The following is a 16,516-nucleotide window of genomic DNA, read 5'->3' on the forward strand; positions in this document are numbered from 1 at the left end:
CTTTATGAGCTGGGCATCTAGCCCAACTTAACATGAGTTCCTAATATTTTGGAGTAAATCTAGCTAAAAGTTGGGCTGGATGACAAGCTCCTAGACGACTAGTCAGTCTAAGTTATAATGTAATAGATGAAAAGACTTTTGTTTGCAGTAATTATGTTTTCTTTGGCTTGCACTCCTGTTGAGAGTGTGGTGCCAGATTTAATATTGAAAAAAACTACGCTCAAACAAGGCGAGTTTTTTCAAGCACTTGTACGCAATGTTAAAGAACAGCCGCGTGTTTGGTTTAATACTCAAGAATACAAAATGTATAGAGTCGATGATCCGGACCAATGGTTGCCGATAGATGCAGCCCAAAGAATAGAAGCACTTAAGTACAAGAGCTATCGAGCTTTGATTCCAGTAGAGAACCTCACAAAACCAGGTACATACTCAGTGCTTGCTCGCTTGGAGGATTGGGAAGAGCGCATCCAGGTTGAGATTGAAGACAATGGTAAAGGTATTTCGCATATCACTTTGAGTGATGACAAGAGTGGAATTTCTGCAACTGCCAAAGAACTTAATATAGTTGGCTCGAGCCTTAGAACTCAGTCTTATCGCAAGCTTTGGGAAGGCAAGTTCTTGTATCCATCCCAAGCAGCTAAGTCCAGTCCGTTTGGAGTTAAGAGATCTTATAATGGCGGACCTGTTGATAGCTATCACAAAGGCTTAGACTTTGCAGGCACCATGGGCTCTCCTGTCTATGCACCTGCTAATGCCAAAGTGATTGCAACTGGTAAAGAAGTAGAAGGTTTTGCTGTTCATGGCAACACAATTCTTCTGGATCATGGTCATGCTTTGACCTCTATCTATATGCACTTGAGCAAGATTGAAGTTGCTGAAGGAGACACCGTGACCAAGGGACAGAAAATTGGTGAGGTTGGACATACAGGGATTTCTACTGGGCCACATTTGCATTGGGGCACTTATTTATATGGTGTTAGTGTGGAGCCGGAAGTCTTTGTTACAGAGGATGTGCTTTAGATCTGCGATCCGTCACTTATAAGCTAAATTCTTAGAGCTTTTCAATACCAAACTAATCAAAAACAAATCAACCAATAGTGAACTGCCACCATAGCTAAAGAAAGGTAGCGGTACGCCGGTGATGGGCATTACGCTCAGGTTCATGCCGATGTTAACAAAGATATGAAAAAATAGCATTGAGAAAGTACCAATGGAAATTAAGGCACTGAATTTACTTTTGGAGTTTTTGGCTGCGGTGATGATATTAAGACAAAGAACTATATAAAGAACAATAATTAATCCAGTGCCAATAAAACCAAACTCCTCACCAATCGCAGAAAAAATAAAATCAGTATGTTGCTCAGGCACGAAACGTCCTTGAGTGAGATTGCCAGCCTTGAAACCTTGTCCCCAAATGCCTCCACTACCAATTGCATAAAGACTTTGGATAATATGATAACCAGCCCCAAGGGGGTCAGAGTATGGATCTACAAAAATAGTTAGTCGCTTTTGTTGATATTCCTTGAGAAAACTCCAAGCAATAGTTTTAAAAACCATAATCAATAGATTAAAGCTAACTAGCCCAAATATATTGGTGCTGATCCAGGGAGAGCGCCATGCTTTGTAATAAACAATAGTGACTGTTAGTAAACTAGTAATAAAAATCAAGAAAGGTAACGTCAGAGCAAAATGTAAATTGCCATAATTATAAGTAAGTAGTTCCTTACCAAATGAACTAAAGATCGCAGTAAGTAGTGGTGAGACTAGAATCAATAGCTCAATGAGCTTGGCGCCCGCCCAAAACAACATTCCAAAACAAATAGCCACATAAACAAGAGTTGTCCCGAGGTCTGGTTGAATCAATACTAAACTCGCTGGCAAAGCTACTATTGCAAGGGTTTTGAGTATATCTTTATAGCCTTGAATTGGGTTCTTGGAGAGCCATGCCGCTAGATAAATGATGAGACAGACCTTGGCTATTTCACTTGGTTGAATACTGACTGGTCCTAATTTGAGCCAGCGTTGTGAGCCAAGTACTGTCGAGCCAAGTGCTTTGAGGACTAATAAAAGAGCGATATTGAGAAAATAAATTATTGTTGCATTGTTTTGAAAGAAATGAAGATCAAAAATCCGATAAAGTACAAAAACTATAATTGCTGAAACTGATCCATAGATTAATTGCTTAGTAAAAAATGCACCAGAAGCAGCAGTTGAAAGTGCCAGCAAGCCAATTACAAAAATTGCTAATACTGTAAAGATTAGAACTTTGTTATTGAAGCTTTTGAGGGTGTGCAGCACTTTGTTATTGTAGCGTATGGTCGCCAGTGACCAATGAAGCTCCCGATGTGATTATTGTTTTTTTAATCACCTCTATGTGTCCAAACCAGTCTAACTTTAAATACGCAGCCGATCTGCGGTGAATTGGACCCATTGGTGATTAAAGCAATCTAGCATGATCCAGAACCGGAAGTTTAGCTCTGACTTTGGCAAGTTCATCCATATCAAGATCAGCATAGATAATGGTTTCTTCTTCACCAGCTTCTGCAAGAATCTCGCCCCATGGATTGACTATAAGTGAATGACCAAAACATTTAACACCCTGATTGTCTCCAGCTTGATTTGGCGCAATGACAAAAGCTTGATTCTCAATAGCTCGAGCACGCAGCAGGCAATGCCAGTGAGCTTCTCCGGTGATTTTGGTGAATGAACTTGGGACGCTAATTAATTCAACTCGCTCTTTGGCGTAGTGACGATAGAGCTCCGGGAAGCGCAGATCATAACAAATACTCATGCCGAGTTTGAGCTTATCGACTTGAGCGATTACTGGTTTCAAGCCAGCTCGGCTTTTACTTGATTCGCGAATTTCGATACCTTTGTAATTCATATTAAATAAATGAATTTTGTCGTAGCGCGCAGTCACTAGTCCTTGAGGAGAAATTAAAATAGAACTGTTATAAGGAAGTTCATTTGATTTGAGCATCAAGCTGCCCAGAAGTATCCAAGATCCTTTCTTGAGTGCAAGTTCTTGAAGCATTTGAATTGACGGAGAGTTGTCTGGATCTTCGGCGTTGGCTTGGGTTGATTCTGCACTACCGCGATGATTAAAAACCTCAGGTAGGGCAATAAAATCAGCTTCAGCTCTATTAATAAAATCCTTAGCCTTGGCAAGATTGGCTGTTTTGTCTGAACCTGCGTTAATTTGTATAGCGGCAACTCTCAAGCTTGATCTCCTCGTTTTGGTGGGACTGGGTCATAGCCGTGGGCTCCAAATGGATGACATCGTAGCAGTCTGGAGATTGTTAGGCGAACACCTCGCCAAATGCCATACTGGTCGATTGCTTCAATAGCATAGTGAGAGCAGCTCGGACTAAAGCGGCAGCTCGGTTGCCTGAAGGCAACGGTTGCTTGGTAGCATTTGATCAGTGTTACAATAAGTAACTTAATGATGGCTGATAACATGGCTAGTTTTTTATTAGAGATTGGCGCAGAGGAATTACCTGCTGGGCAAATTCTTAACATCGCTAATCATATCAAAGATGGGCTTGTAGCGGCATTAACTGATGCTGAGTTAATAAAAAACCCCACTGTCGAGCTCAATTATACGCCGCGCAGATTATTTTTCTATGTTTCTGGGATTGATGCTGCTGGCAAAGACAGAGAACAAGTTATTAAGGGACCACCTGAAACAGTCGCCAAAGCTGCAGATGGTTCAATGGCGCAAGCTGCTTTAGGTTTTGCCAAGAAAAACCAAGTCGCTGAAACAGATTTATATTTTGCAGATGGTTACTTATATTGCAAGAAGCTAGTAAAGGCGCAAGACCCCAAAGTGATCTTGGCAAAAGCTGTGCCTGAGATCATTGCAAGCACACCAGGTATTAGGTTTATGCGTTGGGCAAATTATGATCTCAAGTTTGCTAGACCTTTGCAATGGATTGCGGCTTTGATGATTACAGGATCGAAAACTGAGCAAGTTGAATTTGAAGTGGCAGGAATTAAATCTAGTAATTTGAGTTATGGACATCGTTTCCTTGGACCAGAAGCTTTTGAGATTAAGTCTCGCGAGCAATATGAAAACCAGCTTGAAAAACAAGGTACGTTTATTGATCCAGAGAAACGCAAGTCCAAAATAGTTGATGAAGCCAAAGCACTAGCTGCTTCGGTTAATGCAGAGATTGTACTTGATGATGCTTTGTTAGATGAAGTGATTATGATCACTGAGAACCCGAGCCCGATACTTTGTGATTTTGATGCCAAGTTTTTGGAGATTCCCGATTGTGTTTTAAAGACTGTGATGATTAATCATCAGCGCTATATCCCTGTTGTCGCAGAAGGCAGGCTTTTGAAGTATTTTATTGCAGTAAGCAACAATCCTCTTGAAGCTGCTCGCGCCAATATCAAATCTGGTAATGAGAAAGTAATTGTGCCGCGTTTCAAGGATGCAGAGTTTTTTGTTGAAGAAGATATGAAAATTAAACTAGAGCAGAGACTTGAGAAACTCGCTCGTTTGAATTCGCTCAAAGGTAATTTGCTTGAGAAATCAAATCGTATGGAAAAAATAGTCAAGTTCTTGATCAAAGAGCTTGCTAATGTCCAAGATGAGGCTTTGATTTTGCAGGCGACTAGATTAGCCAAAACAGATCTCAATTGCAATTTGGTTTTTGAATTTACCGAACTTCAAGGTGAGATTGGTGGAGTATACGCTCGCATGCAGGGCTATGACGAAGTTGTAGCTAAGGCAATAGAAGAGCATTACAAACCACGATTTGCTGGTGATGAAGCGCCGTCGACAATTGGAGGCAAGTTGATTGCTATCGCTGACAAGCTTGACAATATAGTTGCAGCTTTTGCCTTGGGTAAAATCCCAAGTGGGTCTGCTGATCCTTTTGCACTCAGACGTCAAGCCAACGGCATGCTTGAGATTATTCTTCATGGTCATATGGTTTTTAATATTGAAGCCTTGGTAAATATGGTTTGCAAATTGCAAGAAGCAGAGTTTGGTGCTGGAGAAATTGTTACCAAGATCAAAGGACGCGGAGATAAGCGTCAAGAAGTTCAAGTCGCTGAGCTCGATTGGGATGGCACCAGTGCTAAAGTGATTGAGTTTCTTGAAACCCGTATGCCTTTTGTCTTTGAGCTTGCTCATAAACAAACGGATATTAACCGTGCTGTCTTGGCTAAACCTGGTTGCCTGGCAGAGCTTGATCGACGCCATCAAATGATTCATCTTTTGTATGATCTTAAAGCTCAAGCTGATTTCACTAGTTTGGTTGAAGCTATTAGTCGAGTGAGTAATATCGCTGAAACGAATGCCGGCAAAGTAGATAGTTCTATTTTTGAACTTGATTATGAAAAAGAATTCTTTGCTACTGTTGAGTCGCTAGCTAAGAACTTAGAAGGGACTGAGTTATTGAAATCAATAAAGCCCATTAATGCTTTTTTTGATAATGTCTTAGTTAACGCTGATGACGCCAAGGTCAAAGCCAATCGCAAGGCGCTTGTTGCTTATGCTGATTCGGTCTTTGGACAGATTGGTGATTTCAGTTTGCTTTAGTTGTCATTGCTACAGAGCTTGCGTATAAGATTCGAAGCAATTTAACTTAGTCATTGGTGCAAGGAGCAGGTAGTTTATATGCCTCAATTTTCGTAGATCCGGACGGGAGCCCACGGTTAGGATTTTGGAGCTGCTTGTCTGCGACAAAAGATTAATTCGTTGGGCCATGCCGGTCAAGAAAATTTGGTAGGCATATAAATCCTGCTGAGTACTTCGCCATTAAATAGTAATAATAGAGTTTTGCATTTTTAGTCAATTAATAATCTATTAAAACTCCGAAGCAAAGCTCAAAATCAATTTTCAAAAAAGCAATCTCGCAAAGCCAGCAGCTTCTTTGAAGCTGTGCTGTACTCGCTTTGCTACAAAACCTTTTTTGAGAAATTATTTTGGCTATGCTTCTTGGTCAATTGCAAATAAATATTGCAGAAACTCTTTGACGACGCTAAGGAAATTCAACTAATTCAAAAGCACAACTGCTTCAGCAGCAATCCCTTCTTCCCTACCGGCAAAACCAATACCCTCAGTAGTTGTAGCTTTAACGCTCACTTGAGAAATATCCAAGCTAAGGACGTCAGCGATATTGGCACGCATTTGATCTATATAAGGACGGAGCTTGGGGGCTTGGGCAATAATAGTTGAATCGATATTAGAGATTGAATAATTATTTTCGCTAAGGAGTTTACGGCAATGCTCAAGAAAAACCATGCTGCTAACTCCCTTATTGACCGGATCATTATCTGGGAAATGCGCGCCGATGTCGGCAAGCGCCATGGCACCAAGCAAAGCATCGACAATGGCATGAACCAAAACATCAGCATCTGAATGACCTAAGAGTTTATATTCATGGTTAATTTTGACTCCACCAAGTATCAAGGGCTTGCCTTCACTAGGGATTAATTTATGAACGTCATAGCCTTGACCGATGCGCATGGGATTAATTATACAATAATAAGTAATACCTTTTGTTTTAGTCCCGTTTGTGATATTATCTATGACATGGTAAGCCCAGCAACAACATTGGTAGACTAAGTAATGAAATAGCTTCTTTCAGAGATAATCCTCTACCAGAGAATATTAGTTATCTTGAATCTGCAGCATATAACCACCAGAACTCAGTGGATGTTGCTAGAAAGGAGCTTGAGAAACTGTCAAGAATTAGAGAAGTCATCGATACTGGTTTTGTGATTATACAGGCAAGCTCATTGGAAACAACAGACCTAAATAATGTTCTCAATAAATCGATTGAGGGAATATTTCATATACTCAAAGACATACTCAAGATAATCAGACCCGAGAGCCCGGCTCATAATTCTTGAACTGACCTGTCGAAGAATACAAGACTAGTTTATACTATCCCTATGACCAACAAGAGATTTGGATTAGTTATTTGTGCGCTTAGTTTTATCTGGGCGAATTTAGCTTTAAAAGTAGAAGCGGCAAGCAAGGGATATTATGATGTACCCAAAAGTCATTGGGCTTCTGGTGCTGTTAAAGAATTAGTAGATGACTATCAGTTTATGTCAGGCGATCCTAATGGCAATTTTGGTGGAACTCGCGCTCTTAGTAGATATGAATTTGCAAAAACAATTTCTAAGATGACTGATTACTATAATCAAGAAATTGAATCTGATCGTAAAGATCTAGAAAATATAGTTGGGGTAATGGAATTATTTCAATCAGAACTTAAAAATCTTCAAGGTAAAGCTGCTCAAGCAAATTCAGAAGTCGAATCACAAAACGCGACTATCGCTGAACTCAATGAATTAGTGATCACTGTTGCTGAAGAGCTTGCCAATATCGATGCTGAACCAGGCAAGATGGATGAGATAAATCAAAGGATAGCACTTGCTGAATCCAAGATTCATAAACTCGATAACAAAGGATTATTGGTTGGTACTTTAGTTAAAGGTGTCTTCAATGATGTTAAGAGTATTGGACGAGGTGTTAATCATGTTACATCAAGTGCCAGAAGCAGCAGACTGAGACGCAAGAAACGTTTGCAAGCTCAGAGCCAAGCAACGACTTTAGAAGACGAGTTGGTTGAAGAAGCTGCTACTTTACCAGTGGCTTTGCCGCAAGTGGGAGGAACTGCAACTCTTGAAACACATTCATCAATTACTGGTCAACAAGCTGCTATTGCAGCCCCACTTTCAGAGATTGAACAATTACAACAAGATTTTGATGGACTCTACGCTGATGAGAGCTATCCCAACGAAAACTTTTCTGAGGTTGAATACCTCGAACCAATTGGTGAATAATTATGCAGTGTCCTTTTTGTGAATCTGAACAACTCAAAGTTCTTGAGAGCAGATCGGCAGATGATGGCGGTTCAATGAGAAGAAGACGAGAGTGTCTTGAATGTGAGCAGCGTTTTACTACATACGAGAGAGTAGAATTTAGCCCGATGATTGTTACTAAACGTAGCAACTCCAAAGAAGTCTATTCTAGAGATAAACTGATTTCTAGTATTGTGCGCTCATGTAGTAAGTCAGAAATTTCAGCACTGACTATTGATCACATTGTCGATATTGTAGAAACACAAATGTACAAGGAATATGGACGAGAGATACCAAGTACTGCGTTAGGAGCCATGGTCATGGCTCAGCTCAAAATCAGAGAACCAATGGCTTATATTCGCTATGCCTCTATATTTAAAAATTTTAATTCTGTTTCTGAATTTCTTGATGAGATACAAAACCTTGATGATAAGAGGGTTAATCAAGAAATCCTAGTCTAATTAACCTAGAGACTAGGTTAATTACCTTATAGAGAGATTGAAGTAAATGCCGACTTGATACAATGTAATGATCCACAAACAAATGAGAACCCTTGCCATACTAAGTATTTTATTAACGAGCTTCCTTGTAAGCTCTGCTCATGTTGGCAAGTTGGAAGAAGTTAGTTTTGCTGATCATAAAACTTTTTACTTATACAAAGATTCCAAAACAACTTTAAGATATTCAGGACTTCCTTCTGATATAGATATTGTACAAGCTCAACTTTCAACTAAGCCTGATGGTCCTAGAGCAAGAATTATAGGTGCACAAAACAAAACAATTGAAGGTGGCGCGAATGGCTATGTTGACTTTGTAGTAGAGATTTTACCAGATACTTTTGGTCGACCAAATAGATCATCTGTTCAATTGCATCTTAAGACCTTCCGTAAAACAGCATCAGGTGCCTATGACATCACAAACTCAATTACCAACTACATTAGAACAAAGGAGTGCCCCCATCAAGGATCTCCAGTGTGCTCAATAGTCAAGGTTAAATGTCGAGAAGGTAGCCAGGATTGTTTTAATGGACTTAAAGAAGTTCATAAAGAGTTTGAAAGTGAGTGTGCTTCTGATAAAGAGGGTGCCACTATTTACTCTTACGGCACCTGCGACTAAATCAACGCCAATAGACTTATCTGCTGCGTTATGCTCACGGATGATAAGTCATCATTGACGGCTCAGTCAACTCAGCCTTATCATCGTTTCGCAAGCCTTGCATATAAGCCTCTTGACACTGATTTATGATTTTAGTTAATTAGAGTTCTTGCGAAACCCATAAATGGGTCCGAAAGAACTCTACCAAAATCGAAGATTTTGGGTCTTTTGTAAGACATCATTACACGAAACCTTCGGTTTCGAAAGAGGTCTATTCTAGTATCTGAAGATTTGTGCTTACTATCTATGACGGCTTTCAATTTTAATCATTATACTCAACCTTGACCAAACAAAGCCCTTCAGCAGGGCTGGTGAATTTGGGACTTGCTTCTTTGCCTTGACCAACTAGGATAAGCTCGCCAACCATTCTTCTAACCATATGTCTAAGGAAGCGATTGGCTTTGATTTTATATTTAAAGCAAATAGGAGATTCTTTGATGAGTTCTGATTTGCTGACATTGCAAATTCCGGAGTCGCCTTCTTCAAGCTTGGCATAGGTACTAAAGTCATGTTCGCCAAGATAGCTTGCGGCATGTGCTGCCATCTTGTCAAAGTCAAGTTCTTCTTTGTGCCAAGCCATACTATCTAGTCTCAATACAGGTCTGTGTCTACGAATAAATATTTTGTAGAGATACTCACGGGCAGTGGCGTCAAACCTAGCGTTGAAATTCCAAGACACTTCTTGAATCTTGGTTATAACCATGTCCTCAGGCAGGTTTGCGTTGAGTGCTGCAAGTACTTGGTATGGATTGTCCAGATCTTCAATCTCTTGAGATAGTTTGAAATTAACCACTTGACCAAAAGCATGTACTCCTGAATCTGTTCTACTCGAGAAGGTAGTTTCTATTGTGGGGTTTTGTTGAAAGCTTCCTTGGGGACCAAAAAATAAATTAAGAACTTGTTTGAGCTCGGCTTCTACAGTACGTTTGTTTGGTTGGATTTGTGAGCCAGCAAACTTGGCACCATTGTATTCTAAAATGATTTTATAATTCGGCACTTAGGAATCAATAGTTTTGAAATTACCAATGTCTTCACCAGTACCGATGACCAAGAGATAATCGTCTTTTTGTAATGAAGTACTAGCGCTTGGTGATACGCTGAAGTGACCACCAGCACGTCTAATTGCTAAGATATTGAGATGGTGTTTGCTGCGAATATCAGTCTCTAAGATGGTTTGACCAGCATATTTTTTAGGTAGCGCGAGTTCTGCGATACTGAAATTTTCATTGAGTGCAAATTCCTCAAGGAAATTAAGTCCAAGTAGTTGTCTGGCAACTGATCTTCCCATCTCTGCTTCCGGATAAACGATTGTATCAACCCCGAGTCTTTCTAAGATCTTGCCATGCATTGTACTACTGGCTTTGGCTACGACTTTGTTTACTCCAAACTCTTTGAGGTTGGCAGCAACTAAAACACTATCTTCAATACTGGAACCTATAGCAACAACTGCGGCATCGAATTTGTCGAGGTCAAGTTTTTTGAGACTATTGGCATCTGTACAATCAAGTTGGATTGCATCAGCAACTAGTTTTTGGTCAATTACAGATTGCACTTCACAAGCACCACTATCAACAGCAAGTACATTGTGACCATTTTCATATAGTACTTTGGCTACGTTACTACCAAAGCGTCCTAGTCCTATCACCAAAAAATTTTGTTTCTTTTCTAACATCAATTACTCCTTGGTACTAACAACTACAGTCGCAACTCTTAGTACCCTATCATTTAGTTTATATCCTTTTTTGAGTACCTCAACGATACTTCCTTCTTCTTTTTCAGGATCAGCTATATTGCTAACTGCTTCATGAAGTTCAGCATTAAAAAGTCCATCTGTTTGTATCTCAGTTAAGCCAACAGATTTGAGACTCATAAGAATCTGAGTTTGCAACATATCTATGCTTTTGATGCAATCATCGATACTGGTATTGTCGTTGATACTTTTTTTGGCAAATTCAAAATTGTCTAAAGCAGGCAAAATTGCATCTAAAGTAGCAAAAGCTGCATATTTAGCCATGTCTTGTTTTTCTTTTTGGCTACGTTTGACCATGTTTTGTTGATCAGCCCAAAGACGTTTGTACTGATCATCGAGTTCTTTATATTGGCTTTGCAGCTCTTCAAGCTTAGGCAGTAATTCTGTATTAGCAGGCTCTGTCGGTTCAGCTGATTGAGACCAGGCCTTATCAACATCTTTGTCGTCGTTAGCAGAATGTAAATCTCCGATATCTGTATTTACTTTGTCTTTCATGATCAAGTTTATATTATAGCAGTACCTTAGAGCTTTATAGCATCAATCGCAAAAACCGGGCCCTCAGTACAAACTCGATTATATGAAGTGCAATTGGGGTCAGTGGATTTGCTCACGCAAGCTAAGCAGGCACCGATGCCGCAGCCCATGCGTTCTTCTAACGACATATATCCAAGTTTGGCTTTGGCGGATTTGGCTTGAACTGCTTTAAGCATCGCTGTCGGTCCGCAAGTATAAAGAAAGTCATAGGAGTTGTCCATAAGATCTGTAACAAGACCTTTGTGTCCATGAGTCCCGTCTATAGTTGTAATTAGAGTCTTACCTAGTTCGCTAAATTCTTTTTCGTAAAAAACATCTTTGCCAGAATTAAAACCAAGTATTGATTTAATCAGAGCACCACGCTGCTTGAGTTTGCGTCCTAGGTAATATAGCGGTGGCACTCCAATGCCTCCGCCGATGAGCAGTATTTTGTCTCCCGCTTTCACTTCTTCTATTGGAAAATGCACTCCAAGCGGCGCGAGTGTATCAAGCAAGTCACCAGCTTTTCTTGCAGCAAGAATTTTGGTACCTTCACCGTCGGCTCTATAAAGCACAACCATCTCCTTGCCAGCATCATCAATATTGCAAACGCTCATGGGTCTTCTTAATAGAGGTACTGAACTATCACTGCATTTAATGTGCAAAAATTTGCCAGGCAAATAATCATCAAGATCATAATCACCAGCCAAAACTAGTTTATAGATCTTGTCGGCAATTAACTCGTTGCTTTTGATTTTTAGTTTGACTTGCTGGGGCATTAGGGATTATTTTAGCAACCATTCCCATAAAGGAATTAGTTTAATGCCATCTTTTTGATCTTCAATATCTTTGGTTAATAATATTAAGTCTGTTTTTGGGTGTTCTTTGGCAAATTCCAAAAGTCCTGTTATTTCTCTTGGATCAATTTCATCGCCATAGCTTACATTAATAGCGCTTAGCTTTTTGCCATCTTGAGTGATAAAATCGACTTCTTGTTTACCTTGGTAGTAAAAGACTTGTTCATGTTTTTTAATTAGCTCCAATCCGACTATATTTTCTGCTAGTTTCCCTGTATCAGGGGAAAATCTAAAGCTAATTCGATTGCGCAGACCATTATCTATGCAAACTATTTTTTTCTGGTTTACTCTTTGCTCTTTGAGTGAGTATGAGAACTGGGGCAAGAAGTAAAAAGCTTGAGCTTCTTCTATATATGAGAGGTATTCATAGATAGTATCTTTGGAGACACTCATATTTTGTTTGATGCTCTTGTAATAACTATGTGCCGAAAATTCTTTGGTGATATTTGCAAAGAGATGTTTGAGTAAGTCTTTGAGCAAGTTAGTGTTGCGCAAAGAATATCTATCAACAAGGTCTCTATAGACAATTGAATTAAAATATTCTTGAAGTATTTTTTTATCCTGTTCTTTATTCTTATTGAGGACAATTTCAGGAAAGCCACCCTCTTCCAAATACTCATCAAGCATTTTCATGATTTCAAAACGTTGTTTAGAATATTGATAGTTATCTTTGAGCTTGAATCCTCTAAATTGAAGATACTCACCAAAATCCAATGGGAATAAGGGATAGCTAATTGATCTACCACGCAAAGAACTAGCAATTTCTTTACTCAAGAGAGTCGCTGATGATCCAGTTATAAAAATCTTCGCTTGAGTTTTATCATCAAGCCGTCTTATAAAAGTTTCCCAGCCACTGATGTTTTGAATTTCATCAAAGAAAAAATAGACTTGGTCATTTTGAGGATAAAGCTCATTATAGGCTTGAATTAGGCTATCTAAATCACAAGACTCAAGAGGTAGTATCCTGTCATCTTCAAAATTGATATAAATGATTTTCTCTTTGGCAATTTTGTTTTTGCGCAATTGCTTAATTAATTGATAAAAATAAAAAGTCTTGCCACTGCGTCTGGGGCCATAGAGCACTTGTATTTTGTTTGATTTAAGGTCTAAGTCTGTTTCTTTTCTATGGTCAAGCTCAGGTAAGTCTATTTCAATAAACTCCTGTATTATAAGCTTAAATTCTTTTTTCTTGGACATGGTTTCCCTTCTTATAAGGAAATTATACCCTATTTAAAGCTTTTATATCAGGAAAGATTGGGGCGATAGTTTCCTTCTATTTCAGGAAATATATGAGTTGCATTGCGACAATATTATGTTAATATATTGATATGCAATTAACTAACTTCCCCACCCAATCTGAAATCAGGCGATTATGGTCAGCTCTTGAATTGAAGAGACAGAAGTACTTTGAATTGTCAACAAAAACATCGGCAACATGTGACCAAAACTCAACATAGCTCGACAAAGCTAGATACATTCAAAGCAACGGCGATGGCGAGGTTGACACATTAAAAGAAATGCTAAACGTAAATAAAAAATTTTCTGAAAATTCTCTGACTATATTCGGCGATGTTCTGAAGTTTTTTAGAGAATACAATGAAGCATTTAGTAAGGGACTAGTACCAAAGCTAGGAGACAAGCTTGAGAATATTTTTAAGTCTCTTTTTGATATTTATCGATCCCATTTGAGGGCTCTAATGGAATCATTGCGTGTTATTGTAGCAAAACTTAAGGCAAGAGAAAATTCCTAAACTGCATTACAAAGTTCAAGCACAGCCATTCTAATAGCAACACCATTAGCCACTTGTTTATAAATTCTTGCATTAGCTTGACTTTTTTAAATTACTTAATTCTAAAGGACTAAGTATATTATAGGCAGATTCAATTAATCTAGCTCCTTTCTTCGAGAGATTTCCTAAGAGCACTTGAAAATCTTGAGCAAATCTAGTACATATGTCAGCAACGTCTATGCCTATCTGTTCGGAAAGATATAGTGCTCTTATTAAGGTAAAGATATTCTTAACCCATAGTTGAGGATACATAGAATTTGTCTTTCTCAAACTTGGGAAAAGCTTTGGCCATTTACGTGATAAATCTTTAAGTTGCTGAGTATTTTTCAGAATATTATTTCGTTCTGTTATAAAATTCTTCACTAAAAGTGTTCCAGGCCAATGCATCTCTCTAAGCTCTTTCTCTGAATAATCATCAACTCGATAAAAATCTATAATATAGAAGTCTCTAATAATGCTTGTTTCGGCTTCTCTTGCGTAGGCAATGCACTTATGGGCGTAGGCGTCGAGCTTTTCAAGATCTGTTAGTTTTAAACTCATTTTAGCCAGCATTACAAAGTTCAAGCACAGCCATTCTAATAGCAACACCGTTAGCCACTTGTTTATAAATTCTTGAATTAGCTTGTTCGATTAAATCACCATCTATCTCTATACCGCGATTAAACGGAGCTGGGTGCATAATGATTGCAGTGTCTTTGAGTTTGGCAAAGCGAGTTTTGTTGAGACCGTATGACTCTAAGTAATTATCAATTGTATTAGTTAAAGCATGACGTTCTGACTGTACTCGAAGCATCATCACCACATCAGCATCAATCATGGCATCATCAACTGATTTGATTTCCACATTAGTCTCTAGCTCTGATGGCATCCATTGTTCTGGTCCAGCAATGCTTATGTCAGCACCAAATTTGGAAAGTGCAACGATATTAGAGTTCGCTACGCGACTATGCTTGATATCTCCAACTATCGCAACTTTGAGTCCTTCAATGCGACCAAATTCTTGTCTAATGGTTAGAAGATCAAGCAAGCCTTGAGTTGGATGCTCATTAGCACCTGCTCCAGCATTGATAAGCGAGACATTCACTAGTGGAGCAATTTCTTGCAAAATCCCTTCCTCACGGGTTCTTATGATGGCTGTGTTAACTCCCATCGCCTCAAAAGTACGTAATGTATCATAGAGCGTCTCACCTTTTTCGGTGCTTGCGTTTTTGGCATCAAAATTGAGTACGTGATAACCGAGCTTCTTTGCTGCAAGTTCAAAAGAGAATCTAGTACGAGTACTTGGTTCAAAAAATAAATTTACAACTACTGGGTTTGCAACTGTGCGAGGTGCGCTTGAGATTTGTGAGTTTGGGTTCTCCGCCCAAAAATCACCTCTATCAAGAATGGAATTAATCTCTTCGGTACTAAACTCTTTTAGTAATATAAGGTCCTTGCGCATTTTAGTCTGGATTGCCATTTACTTGCGCTCCTCTCCTACTATCCAAGCACCACCAATCAATTCTTGACCGGTCTCTCTGTCATAGAGGGCGATTGCCTGACCTGGTGTAATTGCATCAATAGGATCAATGAAATCTACTTCTAGCTCTGTTTCACCAATGAGTTTGACCATAGCGGGCACGGCTTCCATGTTGTATCTGATCTTAACCAGGGACATGAAACTATCGCCATCAATTTTGCTGATGATATTTCGATCTTTGGCAAAGGCTTTTTGTCCTTTGATTTTATCGCGAGTACCGACGTAGACCTTGTTTGTTAAAGGATCAGTTTTGACTACATAAAGTGGTTCTGGGTAAGCGATGCCAAGTCCCTTACGTTGCCCATAGGTATAGTTGAAGCTACCTTTGTGTTTGCCGAGTACTTCGCCTGATTCTATTTCAATAATTTCACCAGGTTTTTCGCCAAGGATTTTAGTTAAATAGTCAGAGTTGGTCATGCCATTACTGACAAAACAAATGTCTTGTGATTCTGGTTTATTGGCTACGCATAAATTATTTTCTTCTGCTATCTTTCTTACTTCGTCTTTATCCAAGTCAGCAAGAGGAAAAACCGTCTTGGCAAGCTGATCTTGTGTTAGTCCCCAGAGCATATAGCTCTGATCTTTATTGGTTTCTTTGGGACGCAACATTGTAAAACTATCATCTGCTTGTTTGCCAAGTTTGGCATAGTGACCAGATGCAAGATGAGTTGCTCCAAGTTTCTCTATTGAATAAGCAAGTAAAGATCCCCATTTGACATCATTGTTGCAACTGATGCAGGGGATCGGAGTTTCACCTCGAGCATAAGACTCATGAAAATCACGGATGATACCATCGGCAAATTCCTTACGAAGATCAATGGCATGATGTTCTACACCGAGTTGGTCGCAGACTTTGACTGCATCAACCACTCCATTATCGCAACAGCGTCCTGATCCAGAAATAATCCAGGCTGTAATTCCAACTACGTCATAACCAAGGTTTTTGAGAATTGCTAAAGCTGCTGAGCTATCAACTCCACCACTCATGGCTACAGCAATCTTGGATTTTTTAGGATCCGGTAAATAATTTTGGCCCTGCTCCAGGCTCTTTTTACTAGTAATTAGTGCCATTTAGACCTCGATTTGCTGACCTAGTACCTAGGTC

The 16,516-nt window shown here is 39.3% G+C and carries 18 protein-coding genes; 6 read left to right on the plus strand and 12 right to left on the minus strand.

The window, feature by feature from the left end:
* Positions 1-126: 126 nt before the first annotated feature.
* Entirely contained in the window at positions 127-1,020 is an 894-nt protein-coding gene (locus tag O3C63_04650) for a M23 family metallopeptidase (protein MDA0772214.1), read from the plus strand.
* 12 nt (positions 1,021-1,032) lie between these two features.
* Here O3C63_04650 and rodA read toward each other — a convergent pair whose 3' ends face one another.
* From rodA to yidD, 3 genes are all read right to left on the minus strand, one after another.
* Positions 1,033-2,298: a rod shape-determining protein RodA gene (gene rodA / locus O3C63_04655; GenBank protein ID MDA0772215.1), complete on the minus strand. Its 1,266-nt coding sequence runs from the start codon at positions 2,296-2,298 to the stop codon at positions 1,033-1,035.
* A 139-nt stretch (positions 2,299-2,437) separates the two neighbouring features.
* The gene (locus O3C63_04660) at positions 2,438-3,220 is read right to left on the minus strand and encodes a carbon-nitrogen hydrolase family protein (GenBank protein ID MDA0772216.1); all 783 of its coding nucleotides are present in this window, start codon (positions 3,218-3,220) and stop codon (positions 2,438-2,440) included.
* Complete coding sequence (gene yidD, locus O3C63_04665) at positions 3,217-3,444, minus strand: membrane protein insertion efficiency factor YidD (protein MDA0772217.1); 228 nt, start codon at positions 3,442-3,444, stop codon at positions 3,217-3,219. The genes O3C63_04660 and yidD overlap by 4 nt, the downstream gene beginning before the upstream one ends.
* Between yidD and glyS the strand changes: the two genes are divergently transcribed.
* Complete coding sequence (glyS, locus tag O3C63_04670; GenBank protein MDA0772218.1) at positions 3,443-5,551, plus strand: glycine--tRNA ligase subunit beta; 2,109 nt, start codon at positions 3,443-3,445, stop codon at positions 5,549-5,551. The genes yidD and glyS overlap by 2 nt on opposite strands.
* A 456-nt stretch (positions 5,552-6,007) precedes the next feature.
* Here the strand turns inward: glyS and ispF are convergent, their stop codons facing one another.
* Complete coding sequence (gene ispF / locus O3C63_04675) at positions 6,008-6,481, minus strand: 2-C-methyl-D-erythritol 2,4-cyclodiphosphate synthase (protein ID MDA0772219.1); 474 nt, start codon at positions 6,479-6,481, stop codon at positions 6,008-6,010.
* A 185-nt stretch (positions 6,482-6,666) separates the two neighbouring features.
* On the opposite strand from ispF, the gene O3C63_04680 reads away from it, so the two are divergent.
* From O3C63_04680 to O3C63_04695, 4 genes are all read left to right on the plus strand, one after another.
* Positions 6,667-6,867, plus strand: a complete 201-nt coding sequence (locus tag O3C63_04680) for a hypothetical protein (GenBank protein ID MDA0772220.1) — start codon at positions 6,667-6,669, stop codon at positions 6,865-6,867.
* A gap of 42 nt (positions 6,868-6,909) precedes the next feature.
* A complete protein-coding gene (locus O3C63_04685) occupies positions 6,910-7,809 on the plus strand; it encodes an S-layer homology domain-containing protein (protein MDA0772221.1) in 900 nt (299 codons plus the stop codon).
* Between the two features lie 2 nt (positions 7,810-7,811).
* Complete coding sequence (gene nrdR / locus O3C63_04690) at positions 7,812-8,288, plus strand: transcriptional regulator NrdR (GenBank protein MDA0772222.1); 477 nt, start codon at positions 7,812-7,814, stop codon at positions 8,286-8,288.
* 67 nt (positions 8,289-8,355) lie between these two features.
* Positions 8,356-8,943, plus strand: a complete 588-nt coding sequence (locus tag O3C63_04695; GenBank protein MDA0772223.1) for a hypothetical protein — start codon at positions 8,356-8,358, stop codon at positions 8,941-8,943.
* 301 nt (positions 8,944-9,244) lie between these two features.
* Here O3C63_04695 and truA read toward each other — a convergent pair whose 3' ends face one another.
* The 8 genes from truA to mnmA all read right to left on the minus strand — a co-directional run bounded on the left by truA (position 9,245) and on the right by mnmA (position 16,482).
* On the minus strand, positions 9,245-9,979 hold the full coding sequence (gene truA / locus O3C63_04700; protein MDA0772224.1) for a tRNA pseudouridine(38-40) synthase TruA: 735 nt from the start codon (positions 9,977-9,979) through the stop codon (positions 9,245-9,247).
* Positions 9,980-10,654, minus strand: coding sequence for a TrkA family potassium uptake protein (locus tag O3C63_04705; protein ID MDA0772225.1), 675 nt, complete (start codon positions 10,652-10,654; stop codon positions 9,980-9,982).
* Between the two features lie 3 nt (positions 10,655-10,657).
* Positions 10,658-11,227, minus strand: coding sequence for a nucleotide exchange factor GrpE (locus tag O3C63_04710; protein MDA0772226.1), 570 nt, complete (start codon positions 11,225-11,227; stop codon positions 10,658-10,660).
* Positions 11,228-11,253: 26 nt separating this feature from the next.
* Positions 11,254-12,024, minus strand: a complete 771-nt coding sequence (locus tag O3C63_04715) for a dihydroorotate dehydrogenase electron transfer subunit (protein MDA0772227.1) — start codon at positions 12,022-12,024, stop codon at positions 11,254-11,256.
* Positions 12,025-12,030: 6 nt separating this feature from the next.
* Positions 12,031-13,299 carry an ATP-binding protein gene (locus tag O3C63_04720; protein ID MDA0772228.1) on the minus strand — a complete coding sequence of 423 codons (1,269 nt, stop codon included), beginning with the start codon at positions 13,297-13,299 and terminating at the stop codon, positions 12,031-12,033.
* 626 nt (positions 13,300-13,925) lie between these two features.
* Entirely contained in the window at positions 13,926-14,444 is a 519-nt protein-coding gene (locus O3C63_04725) for a hypothetical protein (GenBank protein MDA0772229.1), read from the minus strand.
* Entirely contained in the window at positions 14,434-15,351 is a 918-nt protein-coding gene (locus O3C63_04730) for an aspartate carbamoyltransferase catalytic subunit (protein ID MDA0772230.1), read from the minus strand. The genes O3C63_04725 and O3C63_04730 overlap by 11 nt, the downstream gene beginning before the upstream one ends.
* Positions 15,352-16,482: a tRNA 2-thiouridine(34) synthase MnmA gene (gene mnmA, locus O3C63_04735; GenBank protein MDA0772231.1), complete on the minus strand. Its 1,131-nt coding sequence runs from the start codon at positions 16,480-16,482 to the stop codon at positions 15,352-15,354.
* Positions 16,483-16,516 lie beyond the last annotated feature (34 nt).

This window comes from Cyanobacteriota bacterium (genome assembly GCA_027618255.1).
Taxonomy (GTDB): domain Bacteria; phylum Cyanobacteriota; class Vampirovibrionia; order LMEP-6097; family LMEP-6097; genus JABHOV01.